Source organism: Streptomyces sp. NPDC059866 (assembly GCF_042731325.1).
GTDB classification, from domain to species: domain Bacteria; phylum Actinomycetota; class Actinomycetes; order Streptomycetales; family Streptomycetaceae; genus Streptomyces; species Streptomyces flavusporus.
In genome coordinates this window covers 267,031-281,972 of the sequence record NZ_JBHWJT010000012.1, presented here as the reverse complement: position 1 = coordinate 281,972, position 14,942 = coordinate 267,031, and the positions used below count along the sequence as shown (strand labels likewise).

At 69.8% G+C, this 14,942-nt stretch carries 13 protein-coding genes; 1 reads left to right on the top strand and 12 read right to left on the bottom strand.

Features of this window, described 5'->3' with window-relative positions; translation table 11 throughout:
• Nucleotides 1–197: 197 nt before the first annotated feature.
• The 5 genes from ACFV7R_RS20715 to rfbB all read right to left on the bottom strand — a co-directional run bounded on the left by ACFV7R_RS20715 (nt 198) and on the right by rfbB (nt 5,643).
• Nucleotides 198–1,562 carry a cation:proton antiporter gene (locus tag ACFV7R_RS20715; RefSeq protein WP_385265309.1) on the bottom strand — a complete coding sequence of 455 codons (1,365 nt, stop codon included), beginning with the start codon at nt 1,560–1,562 and terminating at the stop codon, nt 198–200.
• A complete protein-coding gene (locus ACFV7R_RS20710; protein ID WP_385265307.1) occupies nt 1,562–2,458 on the bottom strand; it encodes a putative sugar O-methyltransferase in 897 nt (298 codons plus the stop codon). The genes ACFV7R_RS20715 and ACFV7R_RS20710 overlap by 1 nt, the downstream gene beginning before the upstream one ends.
• A gap of 176 nt (nt 2,459–2,634) precedes the next feature.
• On the bottom strand, nt 2,635–3,930 hold the full coding sequence (locus ACFV7R_RS20705; protein ID WP_385265305.1) for an FAD-binding oxidoreductase: 1,296 nt from the start codon (nt 3,928–3,930) through the stop codon (nt 2,635–2,637).
• Between the two features lie 93 nt (nt 3,931–4,023).
• Nucleotides 4,024–4,539 (bottom strand): hypothetical protein, encoded by a 516-nt coding sequence (locus tag ACFV7R_RS20700; protein ID WP_385265303.1) that lies wholly within the window; start codon nt 4,537–4,539, stop codon nt 4,024–4,026.
• 84 nt (nt 4,540–4,623) lie between these two features.
• Nucleotides 4,624–5,643 carry a dTDP-glucose 4,6-dehydratase gene (gene rfbB / locus ACFV7R_RS20695; protein WP_385265300.1) on the bottom strand — a complete coding sequence of 340 codons (1,020 nt, stop codon included), beginning with the start codon at nt 5,641–5,643 and terminating at the stop codon, nt 4,624–4,626.
• 184 nt (nt 5,644–5,827) lie between these two features.
• On the opposite strand from rfbB, the gene ACFV7R_RS20690 reads away from it, so the two are divergent.
• Nucleotides 5,828–7,099 (top strand): glycosyltransferase, encoded by a 1,272-nt coding sequence (locus tag ACFV7R_RS20690; protein ID WP_385265297.1) that lies wholly within the window; start codon nt 5,828–5,830, stop codon nt 7,097–7,099.
• On the opposite strand, the gene ACFV7R_RS20685 is transcribed toward ACFV7R_RS20690, so the two are convergent.
• From ACFV7R_RS20685 to ACFV7R_RS20655, 7 genes are all read right to left on the bottom strand, one after another.
• A complete protein-coding gene (locus tag ACFV7R_RS20685) occupies nt 7,090–8,259 on the bottom strand; it encodes a DegT/DnrJ/EryC1/StrS family aminotransferase (protein ID WP_129800643.1) in 1,170 nt (389 codons plus the stop codon). The genes ACFV7R_RS20690 and ACFV7R_RS20685 overlap by 10 nt on opposite strands.
• The gene (locus tag ACFV7R_RS20680; protein ID WP_385265294.1) at nt 8,256–8,774 is read right to left on the bottom strand and encodes a flavin reductase family protein; all 519 of its coding nucleotides are present in this window, start codon (nt 8,772–8,774) and stop codon (nt 8,256–8,258) included. The genes ACFV7R_RS20685 and ACFV7R_RS20680 overlap by 4 nt, the downstream gene beginning before the upstream one ends.
• Nucleotides 8,775–8,823: 49 nt before the next feature.
• Nucleotides 8,824–10,374 (bottom strand): tryptophan halogenase family protein, encoded by a 1,551-nt coding sequence (locus tag ACFV7R_RS20675; RefSeq protein ID WP_385265291.1) that lies wholly within the window; start codon nt 10,372–10,374, stop codon nt 8,824–8,826.
• Between the two features lie 41 nt (nt 10,375–10,415).
• Nucleotides 10,416–11,279 carry an HpcH/HpaI aldolase/citrate lyase family protein gene (locus tag ACFV7R_RS20670; protein ID WP_129800646.1) on the bottom strand — a complete coding sequence of 288 codons (864 nt, stop codon included), beginning with the start codon at nt 11,277–11,279 and terminating at the stop codon, nt 10,416–10,418.
• On the bottom strand, nt 11,254–12,447 hold the full coding sequence (locus tag ACFV7R_RS20665; protein WP_385265287.1) for a Glu/Leu/Phe/Val dehydrogenase dimerization domain-containing protein: 1,194 nt from the start codon (nt 12,445–12,447) through the stop codon (nt 11,254–11,256). The genes ACFV7R_RS20670 and ACFV7R_RS20665 overlap by 26 nt, the downstream gene beginning before the upstream one ends.
• Complete coding sequence (locus ACFV7R_RS20660; RefSeq protein ID WP_385265284.1) at nt 12,444–13,697, bottom strand: FAD-dependent oxidoreductase; 1,254 nt, start codon at nt 13,695–13,697, stop codon at nt 12,444–12,446. The genes ACFV7R_RS20665 and ACFV7R_RS20660 overlap by 4 nt, the downstream gene beginning before the upstream one ends.
• 65 nt (nt 13,698–13,762) lie before the next feature.
• Nucleotides 13,763–14,881, bottom strand: a complete 1,119-nt coding sequence (locus ACFV7R_RS20655; RefSeq protein WP_385265281.1) for a DegT/DnrJ/EryC1/StrS family aminotransferase — start codon at nt 14,879–14,881, stop codon at nt 13,763–13,765.
• Between the last annotated feature and the right edge of the window lie 61 nt (nt 14,882–14,942).

Below are 14,942 nucleotides of genomic sequence, written 5' to 3'. Positions count from 1 at the left end.
GCTGCTGACCGGGCTGGCCGTAGGGCGGCGCGGGCGCCGGGGCGGGCGGTGGTACGGCGCCGCCGGGCGGGGTCATGGGCGCGACGACGCTCGGCGCGGTGTGTACCTGAGGTGCGGGCGCCGGGGGCGGGGTGGCTCCCGCGGGGGGCGGGGCGCCCCGCCGGCCCCCCCCCCCGGCGGAACCTCCTGCTGTTTCGCTATCCGTACGCCTTCTCGCGGATCTCCTCGTCCGCGGTCTTCTCTTCCGGGGACTTCAGTTCCGCGGTCTCCTCGGCGGTGTCCTCGATGCGTTTCATCGCCAGCGTCAGGATCGGCGGTGCCATCAGCGAGGTGACCACCGCGATCAGCACGATGACGGTGTACATCTCCGTGGTGAGCACGCCCAGCCGCAGCCCCGCCATCGCGATGACCACCTCCACGACACCACGGGCGTTCATCCCCGCCCCGAGGGCCAGCGCCTCCCACCGGCTCCGCCGGCTGAGCCGGGCCCCGGCGTAGGCGCCGAGGAACTTGCCCAGCACCGCCACGAACAGCAGCAGGAACGCGGCGCCCAGCACCACCGGATCGGCGAGCCCGGTCAGGTCCATCCGCAGGCCGGCGGCGGCGAAGAACACCGGCGCGAAGACCGCCATGACGACCGTACGCAGAGCGGCCAGCCGGTTCGGCGCCAGCTCTCCGGTGGAGCTGATGACCAGGCCGCACACGAACGCGCCGAAAAGAGGCTCCTGGTGCAGCGCGTGGGCCCCGGCCGCGGACAGCAGCACCATCACCACCACGGCGGCGACCGTGGCCCCGGGTTCCGCGGACCGTGCCGTCCGGCGCAGCACGGCCCGGACGGCCATACGGCCGACGGTGCACGCCAGCACCAGGAAGACCGCCAGCGAGGCGAGCGCCAGCCCGACGTGACCCACGGTCAGACCGGCCGTGGCCAGCGCCGTCACGAGCGACAGCAGGAACCATGCCACCGTGTCGTCGACCAGCCCCGCCGTCAGGATGAGCTGACCCACGGGACGGTGGAGGAACCCCATGTCGGACAGGGTCTTGGCGATGACCGGGAGGGCACTGACGCACATCGCCACCCCGAGGAAGAACGCGAACACGGCACGGTCGACGTCTCCCGGCACCAGCCTGTCCGGCAGCAGAAAGGCGACCCCGATGCCGAAGGCCAGCGGCACGACGAGTCCGCCGACGCTGACCCGCAGGGCGGTCGTGCCCTGCCGGCGCAGCAGCCCGAGGCTCAGCTGGGTGCCGGTGACGCCGACCAGGAGCATCAGGCCGATCTGGCTGAACGCGTCCAGGAGATGGAACTGGCCGGGCTCCTTGGGGAACAGCCAGTCGGTCAGCGCGGGCGCGAACCGTTCGAGCAGCGAGGGCCCCAGCAGGACGCCGACCAGAAGCTCGCCCACCACCGCGGGCATCCCCCACCGCACGGCCAGCCGGCCGAACAGCAACGCCAGGGCGAGCAGCACACCGACCTGGAGCAGAAGCAGCAGCAGGGAGTGCTGACCGAGTGGCGCGACCGGACCGTCGGCGAGGATCGGCGCCGGTCCCCCGTACGGCATCAGCGGCCGGCGGCCGGCGCCTGGAACAGGGCCTGCCAGTACCAGGTGAACGGCGCGGCCCACTCGTCGGCCACGCACCGCCAGCTGTCGTGCGGGCGGTAGGCCACGACGAACTTGCGGGCCTGCTCCCGCACCGCACGGTTGTCGTGGACGTCGATGACATCGGTCAGCAGCCCCGCGTCCAGGGCCCGGGCGATGGCGTCCTCGCCGCGGGCGTGGTCGTCGAGGCTCTTGTCCATGTACTTGCCGACCGGGTTGTTCGTGTAGAAGTGCCGGCAGCGTTCCGCGATCAGCGCGAAGTAGTAACGGACGGTCTCGACGTCCATTTCCGCGAGCGAGTCGATGTTGATGCAGAGGTCGAATTCCGCGTCGCCGAGAGACGTCTTGATCTCGTCGATGGGAATGAACGTGATCTTACTGAACTGCTCCTCCGACAGCACCGCCCGCAGGTACTTCCTGGAGAGCGCCATCGTGGTGGGCAGATCGATGATCGTGTAGGCGCTGATGTCCTTGTTCGACATCAGCGTGTGGCATGTACGGCCGTATCCCGCACCGATTTCCAGAACGCGGCCGCCGTCGAGGTCGAGGTTCTTCTCGATGAACTCCAGATCGCGCACGGCGCGCAGGTAGTCCAGGCAGACGGACTCCCCGTCGTAGGTGATCGAGTACGGCTGCCCGAGTTCACGCCCCTCGATCCGGCGCAGCCGCTCCCAGTTCTCCGGGCTCAGTTGGCCGGCCAGGTTGTAGATGAGTGTCTTCAGATAGCGGACGCCGTTCGTGCGGACATCGAAGTAGGTCAGCCGGTAGTTCACCTGACTTCGCTTGAAATCGGCGAGGTCACCGATCAGTTCTTCGTTGACCTCGTTTTCGCCGATGTATTTCCAGAGCTCGTTCACCTGCGGCTTCAAATCCATTGAAGGCCTTTCTCCGAGTGGCGTCCGACGCATTGGAGAATATGGCTCGGGAATCATCGGTGACAAGATTGAACAGTGCGCCCGGACCGTTTGTGCGCACCGCCCGGACGGCACGACTCGGGGGAATGCCGGCCGGCCCGGGCGGTGCAGATCGGGGATCAGCTACGGCCGCGCGGCCCGACGCTGAAACCGGGGCTGACGCCGACCTTGGCCGTACCGAACGGCTCCAGTGCCCAGCCGGGGTTGGCCTGGTCGTAGGCGGCCCCGGGGTGGGTGACCGACACCTGCGGGTCGACCGGCGCCACCGCGGCGACGAGGTACTGCGCATCGCGGCCCTGCACGGTGTCGGGGACGGCGGCGGGACGGGCCAGGGCTCCCCCGAGGTGACGGATGTTCATGATCACCATGGTGGGTCCGGTCAGCCGTGCCAGGTTCTCCAGGGCCGTCACGTCGAGGGCGTCGACCAGGAGGTTCTCCCCGATGAACGGCCCGGGGTTGTCCGGCTCGGCGTGCACCCGGGGGTACTCGGCGAACGGCATCGGGGCCAGGGTGTCCTCGATCGGCTGCGCCACCTTCCGCAGCGGCGCGACCAGCCGCTCGGCGTCATCCTCGGTGCCGCGCAGCGCGACCGCGACACGCGCGATGCGCCGGCCGCGCAGCATGGGAGGCAGGTAGTCGAGGTCGGGGAAGGACATCACCCGCAGGGTGGAGGTGAGTTCGTCGGGCAGGTCGGCCGTCCACTCCCGGAAGGCGTGCAGCACCGCCGGGTCGCCCTCCGCGCCCGTCGCCCCGATGTCGAAGGTCAGCCCGCCGCCCTGCAGACGCCCCTCGGGCAGCAGGCCGACGGTCATCCCGGTGACGACCTCGCCCCGCACCGGTCCGCTGCCGCGCAGCTGGGCGAACCACTCGGCGTCGTCCGGCCCGACCTCCCGCTCCTCGCCGTCCTCGGTGACCACCGTGAACGAGCGGACCAGGTCGCTGGCCCAGCCGTCGGAGCGGGCCAGCAGGCTGATCCCGCCACCGAGGGTGTAGCCGACGGCGCCCACACAGCCCAGGCTGCCGCTGGGCGGCACCAGGCCGTGCGGTGCCGCGGCCGCCATGACGTCGTTCCAGGTCGCCCCGCCGCCGACGCGGGCGGTGCGGGTGGCGGGATCGACCAGGACGCCGTTCAGCCGGCGCAGCGTCAGGACGACTCCCTCGTCGGCCGCGAAGCGCATCCCGTGTCCGGTGTTGTGCACGGTGACCGGAACCCCGTGCTCGCCGGCCAGCTGCAGTACGGTCCGGACGTCCGCGACCCGGCGTGCACCGACCACGAGGTCCGGCTGGTGGCGCAACCCGAGCTGGAAACTGGCCAGTTCCTCGGTGAAACCACTGTCGTCGGGCAGCAGCACGGGGCCCGCGACGGAATCGGCCAGGGCTCCGGCAAGACCGGATGCTGCGGGGGAGAGGGTCATGTCAGTCCTCGTTCTCGGCGTACTCGGCGTACTGGGCGTACTGGGCGTACTCGGTGTGGTCGACTGCGGTGGCGGTCTGCGGGCGTACGGGGCTCAGGCGCCGGTCGTGGAGCCGGGGCGGACGATCATCAGCACGACCACGACGGCCCAGAGCAGGTTGAAGATCCCGGTGACCATGGCCAGCCGCGCCGCCGCGGACCGGGTCGCCTCCGCGGTCGCGGTGTCCACGGCCGCACCCGCGCCGCCGCCCGCCGCCGCACCGGCGGGCTGGGCGAGCAGCCGCTCCTGACCGGGCAGGATCGCCATCAGCAGCAGGGCCGCGGCGATCGCCGTGAGGATGATCGAGACGATGAGCCAGGCATCGCCCAGCACACCCATCTGAGCGCCGGTGGCAAGACCGAAGACCGGTACGGCGACGCCGACGACGGTGTACCCCCGGCAGATCCGGTGCAGCAGCGCCGCGGTGGCGGGGGTGCGCTCCTCCCCGCTCGGGTCGTCGTCCCCGGTCTGCGGCTTGACGAAGCGGGGGAACATCGACGCCGCCACCGTGATCGGGCCGATCGCCACGATCGACGCCAGCACATGCACCGAGAGCAGCAGTTTGGTCACCGGGGGGGTCCCTTCTGAATTGCCTGCCAATACGTTGGCTACCAACTAATTGGTAACACAGATCAGTCCACTTGAGTAGGCTGCCTACCTGTTTTCGGCCTGCTGCGGCACCGCGGACGGTGCCGCAGGGGAGGGTCCCGGGCCGCCGACGAGCGGCTCCCACCAGGCGGAACGGGTGCGGTACCAGTCGATCGTCGAGGCGAGGCCGCGGTCGAAGGAGATGGCCGGTGCGTACCCGAGGGCGCGCAGCTTCTTGTCGCTGAGCGCATAGCGCAGGTCGTGGCCCTTGCGGTCGGGCACGTGCTCGACCATCGACCAGTCGCGGCCGAGCCCTTCGAGCAGATGGGTGGTCAGCTCACGGTTGGTCAGTTCGGCGGTGCCGGCGATGTGGTAGACCTCGCCCGCCGCGCCGCGCTCGGCGACCACCTGGATGCCACGGCAGTGGTCCTCGACGTGGATCCAGTCGCGCACGTTGTTCCCCTCCCCGTACAGCGGGACCCGGCGGCCGCGCAGCAGGTTGGTGATGAACAGCGGGATGACCTTCTCCGGGTACTGGAAGGGGCCGTAGTTGTTGCCGCACCGGGTGACCGAGACAGGCAGCCCGTGGGTGCGCGCATAGGCGAGGGCGATCATGTCGCCGCCCGCCTTGGACGCCGCGTAGGGCGAGTTGGGCGACACCGGGGCGTCCTCGCTCCAGGCGCCGGTGGCGATGCTGCCGTAGACCTCGTCGGTCGACACGTGCACGACCCTGCGGGTGCCCGCATCCAGGCAGGCCTGCATCAAAGCCTGCGTGCCGAGGACGTTGGTGCGGACGAAATCGCCGGAGTCCTCGATGGACCGGTCGACATGGGTCTCCGCCGCGAAATTGACGACCAGGTCGTGCCCCGGCACCACACGCGCCAGCAGGCCCGCGTCGCAGATGTCGCCCTGGACGAATGTGATACGTCCGGCAACCGATTCGAGATTTGCCGGATTCCCGGCGTAAGTGAGCTTGTCCAGCACGGTGACACGGGGCCGGCGCCCCTGCGCTTCCGCATCGGACACGAGCATGCGTACGTAGCTGGAGCCGATGAAGCCGGCTCCTCCGGTCACGAGTATCTGCATTGAACACACCTCCCGAAACCATGCTTTCCTCCGGCGTGCCGTTCGGCCAGATCACCCCCGCCTGAACGGCCAACTTCTGGGTTAGCGTTCCGCCCACAGCAAACAATCGGCCGAGAAGAGAGGCAGAGCCTTGGCGAATGTGCTCGTGGCGACGGCGCCGGCCGAAGGCCATGTCAATGTCATCATGCATCTGGTGAAAGAGCTCGTACGCCGTGGAAACACGGTGACCTGGTACACCGGCAAGGTTTTCCAGGAACGCGTCGAAAGGACCGGTGCCCGGTTCTCGCCGATCGTCTCCGGATTCGACTACGGCGGCATGACACATGACGAGGCGTTTCCGGAACACACCGGTCTCACCGGCGTCAAGGGAATGATCGCGGTCTTCCGGGACGTCTTTCTCGGCACCGCACCCGACCAGCTCCGGGACCTCTCGGCGCTGGCCGAGGAATTAAAGCCGGATGTGGTCGTCACCGACGAAACCACCTATGCGGGCGGGTTCCTGAGCGAGCTGAAGGGGATTCCGCTGGTCTGGATGGCCACCTCGATCTACACCCTCAGCAGCCGCGACACCGCACCGTTCGGCATGGGCCTGAAGCCCTCGTCCTCGGTCCTCGGGCGGCTGCGCAACCGGACGCTGAAGTGGACGGCGGACCACGTCATCATGCGCGAACTGCGCCGTGCCGCCGACCGGACGCGGGCCCAGGTGGGTCTGCCGCCCATCGACGCCGGAGCGTTCGAGAACATCGTCCGGATGCCGTCGCTGTATCTGCTGGGGACGGTGCCGTCCTTCGAGTACCCGCGCAGCGATCTGCTCCCGCAGACCCGCTTCGTCGGCCCCATCACGGGCGCGGCGACCGACGCGTTCGAGCCGCCGGCCTGGTGGGGCGACCTGACGGCGTACGGCCGGGTGGTGCATCTGACGCAGGGCACCGTCGCCAACGAGCCGGAGCGTCTGCTGCGGCCCGCGATCCGCGCGCTGTCCTCTCTGGACGCCCTGATCGTCGTCACGACCGGCGTCCCGCCCGAGCAGATCGACCTGGGCCCGCTGCCGGACAACGTGCGGGTGGAGCGGTTCGTGCCGTACCACCATCTGCTGCCGCACGCGGACCTCCTCGTCACCAACGGCGGCTACGGCGGTGTGACCGCGGCGCTGAGCAACGGCGTGCCGCTCGTCGTGGCCTCGGCCACCGAGGACAAGAACGAGGTCGGCGCGCATGTCGGCTGGTCCGGGGCCGGAGTGCACCTCAAGAGCGGCGACGACCTGGAGCGGCGGCTGCGCGCGGCGGTGCAACAGGTGCTCCGTGAGCCCTCGTTCCGCGCGCGGGCGCAGGCGCTCGGCGAGGAGTACCGCGCCCACAACGGGCCGCGCCGCGCCGCCGAGCTCATCGAGGAGCTGGCGGGCGGCGACGGCCCGGATGCGGCTGCCCCGCGGGAGCGGTCGCGCCGTCACGCGTAGCGGACCGCGGCGGCGATCACGTCGCTGATGCGGTCGACGTCGTCCGGCGTCACCGACAGCCCGGTGGGAAGGGCCAGCACACGCTCCGTCAGCGCCTCGGTGACCGAGAGGTCGACGGGCGTGTGCACGGCGTCCTGCCGGTAGGGCCGCATACGGTGGCAGCCCGGCGAGAAGTACTTCTTGGTACGGATGTTCTCCGCCCCGAGCATGTCCGCCAGCCGGTCGCGGTCCAGGCCGGCCGCCTCGGGGTCCACCTGCACGACGACGTACTGGTGGTTGTGGGTCTGGCCGTCCGGCGCCGCCATCAGCGTGACGCCGGGCACCGCCGCCAGGCCTTCCCGGTAGCGCAGGTAGTGCGCCCGGTAGATCTTCAGCATGTCGTCCAGGTGCTCGATGGACGCGATGCCCATCGCCGCCGACGACTCGTTCATCTTCGCGTTCGTGCCCGGGCCGACGACGTTCATCGCCTCGTCGAAGCCGAAGTTGTGCATCGACCGCACCCGGGCGTGGACGTCCGCGGAGTCCGTGGCGACGAGCCCGCCCTCGAAGCAGTTCAGGATCTTCGTGGCGTGGAAGCTGAACACCTCCGCCGTCCCGCTCGGACCCGGCAGCAGGGGCCGGCACCCGAACGACTGGGCCGAGTCGAAGACCAGCGGCACGCCCGCCTCCCGGGCGACGTCGTCGAGTCCGGCCGTGTCGCAGAGGTTGCCCCAGATGTGGACGCCCAGGATGCCGCCGGTGCGCGGCGACACCGCCTTGGCGACCGAACGGGGGTCCAGCGTGCCCGTTTCGGGGTCGACGTCGGCGAACACCGGGGTGAGACCGATCCAGTTCATCGCGTGGGCGGTCGCCACGAAGGTGAACGACGGCATGATCACCTCGCCGGTGACACCGCACGCCTTCACGGCGACCTGCAACGCGGTGGTGGCGTTGTTCGTCGCGGTGTTGTGCGCGCGCAGCGTCCGCTGTGCCGCGAGCCCCTCGAACTGCCGGACCAGCGGGCCGAGGTTGCTCAGCCACCGGCGGTCGATGGCCTCGTTCACCAGTTCCAGATAGCGCTCCTTGGCGGGGACGTTCGGCGTCCCCACCCTGATGTCCTCGGCGAAACCCGGCGTACCCCCGTAGTACGCCAGGTCGCTCCGAGACCGCTTGGCCCTCATGTCGTCGGCCAGACGGCATAGCTGCGCAACCCGTAGATCAGCGGTTGCGGGGCCGGCGTCCAGGTCACCGACCGCTCGACCTCGCCGAAGACGACCGTGTGGTCGCCGACCGGCTCGGTCCTCAGCACCCGGCAGTCGGCCACCGCGTGCGCCACGTCCGGCAGATGCGGGCCGCCGCAGCCGGGCGCGTCCTCCCACTGCACCTGGTCGAACCGGTCGGACGCCCCGGACGCGAACAGCTCGGCGACCGGGCGCCCGGCATCGCTCAGCAGGTTGACCGAGAAGCGGCCTCCGTCGAGCACGGCGGCGAGGGTCGGGCTGCCGTTCCTGATGCACACCAGGAGGGTCGGCGGCCGCAGCGTGACACTGCACAGGGACGAGCACGTCATCCCCCAGGGCCGCCGCGCCCCGTCGAAGGCCGTGACCACCGTGACGCCGGTGGGAAATCCGGCCATCAGCTCGCGAAACTCACCGGGTGCGAGAGTGGCCGCCGAAGGGGTGTTGGGTGCGATCATCCCCGCATCACCAGGTTTCCTTCCGTAGCAGGCATGGCCGTGTCCCGCGTCAGTGCATCTGGGCGAGGTACTCGTACTGACTGGGCAGGGTGCGGACCAGCTCACTGCTGGTGGACCGGACCCGCGCGAACTCCTCGGCGGCGGCGCTGCCGTCCATCAGGTCCAGCGCGCCGGGCGCGCGCAGCGGGATGCCCTTCAGGCCCATCAGCATCGCCACGTAGGAGTACGCCTCGAAGCCGTGGTAGTGCGGGAAGATGTTCTCCGCGTCCGGCAGCTTGGTCTGCCACTGCTCCAGCCGCCCCTGCAGGGCGTCGGGCACCTTGCGAGTCTTGGCGTCCTTCCAGTACGCGTTGTCGCTGCGCGCCGCGCCCCGGTAGTGCAGCACCAGGAACTCCCGTACGCCGTCCATGCAGTTGTTGACCGCGCGGTTGTAGGAGTCGCGCAGCTGCTCCGACCAGTCGGCCTGCGGGAAGTGCTTGACCAGCTGCTCGATGCCGTGCTGGATGAAGAAGATGCCGGTCGACTCCAGCGGCTCGACGAATCCGCTGGACAGGCCGATGGCGATGCAGTTCTTCGCCCAGGAGTTGCGGCTGCGGCCGATCCGCATCCGGATGTGGTTGGCCTCCAGGCCCTCCGCTTCCGGACCCACGAACTCGCGCAGCGTGCGCTCGGCCTCCTCGGGCGTGGTGTATTCACTGGCGTACACGTAGCCGGTGCCGATCCGGTCGAAGAGCGGAATCGTCCAGATCCAGCCGGCCTCCATGGCGGAGGCCTTGGTGTACGGGGCGATGCCCTTCTCGGCCGTGTCCACCGGGACGCGCAGCGCCACGGCACGGTCGTTGGGCAGCGTGTCCTGGTAGGAGACGAACGGCTCCTCCAGGGCGCCGTTCAGCAGCATGCCCTTGAACCCGGTGCAGTCGATGTAGAGGTCGCCCTCCAGGTCACCGTGGCCACGGGTGGCGACCGCGGAGATCCAGCCGCGGTCGTCGAGCTTGACGTCCACCACGTCGTCGGTCACATGCCGGACCCCGCGGCTGACGCCGTACTCGGTGAGGAACTTCGCGAGCAGGGCCGCGTCGAAGTGGTAGGCGTACGGGAACTGCGTGTCCTGTTCGGTCAGGGTGGACCGGAAGGCGGCTCCCCCGGGGCCGAGTTCGCTGCTGCCGCGTTCGAAGAGCGTGCCGTCCAGGAAGCGCGGGGAGCGCAGGGTGTCGCCCAGCTGCGCCATCACGAAGTTGTCCACGTCGAACCGGTCCGAGGGCCGCTGCTTGAGCCACCAGTCCGTCAGCGGGAAGCCGTCGACCACCCGCAGCCGCTCGAAGGGGTGGTAGAAGTGCTTCCCGACCTCCGACCAGTTCTCGAACCGGATGCCCAGCTTGTACGTGGCGTTGCAGGCCGGCATCCAGTCGGTCTCCTTGAGACCCAGGTACTCGAAGAAGTGCCGCACGGTGCTGAACGTGGCCTCGCCCACGCCGATCGTCGGAACCCGGTCGGATTCCACGACGGTCACCGATATCCGGTCCCCGAAGGCGGCCTTGAGGTAACTGGCGCTCATCCAGCCGGACGTGCCGCCGCCCACGATCACTACCTTGTCGACCATTTTCTCTCCATCACCTTCCGGTTGTTTTTTCCTGACGGGTTTCAAGAACGGGGCAGGCCGCGCAGTGAATCGGGCAGACGGTCGAGATTCACCATGTTGCACCAGGTGCTGGCGGGCTCTTCCATGCCGTGCAGGACGCCGTACTCCTCGCCGGCCTTGGTCAGCATGAAATGCAGATCGCTGGCCAGTCCGAGGAAGGTGAAACCGTCGTCGATACGGTCCCGTACGGAAGCGGCGTCCCGGCACAGGGTGCCGAAGGGAATGCCGTTCTCGCGGCAGGCGTCGGTGACCGTGCGCACGGCGTCCTGGAACGCCGGCTCCTGGCTCCAGAACTTGGCCGGCAGGCCCAGCGAGAGGTGCAGGTCGTTGGGGCCGATGAAGACCAGGTCGATGCCCTCGACGGCGAGGATCTCCTTGATGTTCGCCACGCCCTGGGCGGTCTCGATCTGGACGCCGACGAGAATCTCGTCGTTGGCCTCGGCAAGGTAGGTCGGGGTGTTCACACCGAAGCCCACCTGTGGCGTCATGCCACCGCCGCCGCGCTCGCCGCGCGGGGGGAACCGGGCGAAGCGGACCGCGTCCGCGGCCTCCTCGGCCGTGTTCACCATGGGCACGATGACGCCCTGGGCGCCCGCGTCCAGGGCGTGCTTGATGTGGTCGATGGTGCCCGCGGCGACCCGGGCGACCGGGGTGGTCTCACCGCCGCTGAGGTCGGAGATCGTGCCGAAGATGTGGCTGGCCGTGGTGTGGTCGACGGGCGTGTGCTCGAAGTCCACCAGCATCCAGCGGAACGCGCCCTGCGCGACCAGGAGCCTGGTCGCCGGAACGCTGTGCAGCTGGAGCCAGGTGCCGACCGCCGGGCTCTCCTGACGGATCAGTTCAAGCGTTTTGTTGCTGCGCAGCATGAGCCTGTGTCCTCTTCCGGTTGTCCACGTGCAGTCCGTGGGCGAGCAGGAATTCTTCGATTCGTTCGGTGATCGCCGCGAAGATCGACTGGATGGTCTCCCGATCGGACCGTTCCGTCTTCAGCAGTTCGGCGAACAGAATGGCCGCGCCCGAATTGGAGACCCATTCGGGAATGATGGTCACGCCCTGCTCGGTCCAGTGCGCCTTCACCTCCGGGCCGGAAAAGGCGTTGTTGGCACCGCAGACCACCACCCGGCCGGAGCCGCGCACGAACTCCCGCATGACCCCGTCCGTCACCGCGTAGCGGGTCGCGCAGGGCGTGAGCACGTCCGGTCCGGTCACGGCGACGAACTCGGTGAGGAGTTCCTCGTCCGCCTGGCCGGCGCTGCGCGGCACCCATTTCCAGCCCCGGTGCGGGTTGTCCCGTACGAGCTCGCCGAAGGCCGGCCTGTCCTGACGGGCGGCCCGGCGGCGCAGCAGCTCCGCGATGTCGATGCCGTCGGGGTCGACCAGGTAGCCGTCCTTCTCGCAGATGCCGGTGACGACGCCGATGCCGCGGGAGGTGAGCGAGTCGGCCGCGTTGGAGCCGACGCTGCCGAAGCCCTGGATCCCGACGCGGGGCGTGCCGCCGGCGGACAGGCGGATCGCCTCGGCGACCGAGTGGCCGGTGGCCGCGTCGTCGACGGTGGCGTGGTCGTTCCAGGGCTGCGCCAGCCGCTGCGGCATGGCGGGGGCCTGGGAGGGGATGCCGGCATGCCGGGCCAGGGTCGCGGCCATCGCGACGAAGGCGGTGGGCAGGGCGAGATCCTCCCGCGCGATGCGCTCGATGACCTCCCTGCTGGTGTAGAGGTCGGCGCCGGTGCTCCACTCCCGCGCGATGACCTCCCGGTGCGCGATCATGAACCGGCGCAGGACGCCCTCGGCCTCCGGGGAGGTGGGGTCGAACCGGATGCCTCCCTTGCCGCCGCCGAACTGCGGGCGCTGCAGGGTGTTCTTCAGCGACATGGTGGCGGCGAGGTCGGCCACCTCGGACAGCGTGACCCGCGGATGCATGAAGAGGCCGCCGCCCGAGACGCCGCCGGTCAGGCTGTGGATGACCAGCCAGCCCTCGGCCTCGGTCCGGTCGTCCCGCCAGTGGAACACCTTGGCGAGTTGAGTCGTGCTCACGTGGTGGTCACCCTCCGATCGGCCGCTGCGCCGTCAGCCGCCGCGGGGGTGCGGCGGTCGCGTGAGTAGATGTCGAGTGCTTCCCGGTAGCTGGAGCTGACGAAGTTGACCAGGGTGGGAAGCGGGGCGGTGCCGGAAGCGGCCGGGCGCGGCCCGGTTCCGTTCAGCTCGTCGTAGTTCGCGAGGGACAGGGCCGCGGCGGCCTCGTGTTCGGGGACGCGTTCACGCTGGAACTCGGCGAGGGCGGTGCCCTGTTCGTCCGGCCACTTCTCCAGCAGCCGCCCCAGCGCGGCGCAGTCCTCCAGGCCGAGGTTGACCCCCTGCCCCAGAAACGGCGCCACGGTGTGCGCCGCGTCGCCGAGCAGCACGACCGAGTCGCCGTGCACCACCGGCGCGCAGGTCACGACGGAGATCGGACTCACCGTCGCCCTGGAGGGGTCCCGGTCGACCGGCCGGTAACTGTCCGCCGCGTCGGGGAAGTTGCGCCGCAGGAACGCTCTCAGCTCCTCCTCCGTGGCGAGGTCGGCGAAGGTCGGACCGCCCTCCCGCGGCAGTACGAGCGTGCAGCGCAGGGAGCCGTCGCGGTTGGGCAGGCCGACCATGAAGAAGCCGTCCCGGGGCCAGACGTGGATCGCCGTCGGGGTCATGCGCTCGTTCCCGGGCTCGGGGCGGAGCGTGACCTCGCGGTACTCGACGCCGGTCTGCCGCTGCCGGGACTGCGTCAGGCCCTGCTCGGCGAGCCGGCCGCGGACCGCCGAGTGGGTTCCGTCGGCGCCGACGAGCAGGTCGTAGGCGACCTCGGACTCCTGCCCCTGCCCGTCGGCGAACGTCACCCGCCGGGCGGCGAAGTCCACGCCGGTGCACTCGGTGTCGAAGGTGAAGCGCACGTCCGGGCCGGCACTTCGCATCAGCAGCAGGTTCAGGTCGTTGCGGTCGATGGACAGGTTCTGCCAGTCGGCGCGCCCGTATCCGGCGGCGGCGATGCGACCGTCCGGCTCGTGGCGCACCCGGCTGCCGATCGGCACCACCAGGTCGTCCAGCGCGGCACGGTCGCAGTGACCGTCCAGCGCCTCGACGCCCCTGGGCGACAGGGACAGGTTGATCGTGCGGCCGTCGTACCGCAGGCCCTGCTCGACGTAGTGCGGGCGCTTCTCGTAGACCTGGACCGTGTAGCCGCGCCGGGTCAGGACCTGGGCGGCCAGACAGCCGACCGGTCCCGCTCCGACCACCACCGCCCTGGGCGCGGACATGCGGGTACTCACTTCTGAAGACATGTGGAATCAACCCAAGCCTCTGGCCGAGATCCGCCGGGTTCTCAGGCGCCGTCGATGGCGGCCAGGACCGTGCGCAGGCACTCGATCACGCGGTCCTGCCGTTCCGGGGTCAGGGAGGGGTACATGGGGAGCGAGAAGATCTCCCCGGCCAGTCGTTCGGTGACCGGCAGAGCGGTCTTGGCCGCCTCCAGGTGCGCGAATCCGGCCATGGTGTGCACGGGCCACGGGTAGCTCACGTTGAGGCGGATGTCGTGCTCGCGCAGGCGCTCGATGATGGTGTCGCGGGCCGGGTGCCGGACGACGTAGACGTAGTAGACGTGGTCGTTGCCGGGCGCGGTCTGCGGAAGGACGAGGCTGGTGTCGCTCAGGGCCTCGCGATAGCGGTCGGCCACCGCGCGGCGCGCCGCGATGTAGTCGTCCAGACGGCGCAGCTTGCGCCGCAGGATCTCCGCCTGCACCTCGTCGAGGCGGCTGTTGTGGCCCGGGAGGGCCTCGACGTAGTAGCGCTCCTCCATTCCGTAGTAGCGCAGGCGGCGCAGGTTCTTGTCGACCTCGGGGCGATGGGTGATCGTCGCGCCGCCGTCGCCGTACGCGCCCAGCACCTTCGTCGGGTAGAAGGAGAACGCGGCGGCGGCGCCCGTCGTGCCGGCCATCCGGCCGTGCTGCCGGGCGCCGTGCGCCTGGGCGCAGTCCTCCACGATGTGCAGGCCGTGCCGGTCGGCCAGTTCGACGACCGGGTCCATCGGCACGCACTGGCCGTACAGGTGCACCGGCAGGACACAGCGGGTCCGCTCGGTGACGGCGTCGGCCAGCTGTTCGGTGTCCATCAGGTACGTCACCGGGTCGATGTCCACGAACTTCGGGGTCGCCCCGGTGCCGGTGATCGCCACCACGGTCGGCGCCGCGGTGTTGGAGACGGTGATGACCTCGTCACCCGGGCCTATGCCCAGCGCCTCCAGCGCCAGCTTGACCGCGTTGGTGCCGTTGTCGACCCCGACACAGTGCTCGACACCGTGGTACGCGGCGAATTCCTTTTCAAATGCGGAAACGCTCGGACCGAGAATGAGCTGCCCCGAAGAGAACACCGAGTCGACCGCGTCCAGAATGTCATCACGCTCGGCGGCGTACTCATCCTGATAGGACCACACCAAGGTCGTCATCCGATTCTCCAACCTCGTCTTCGCCAACGGCCCGACCATATCCCGGGACCAACTTCCGCCG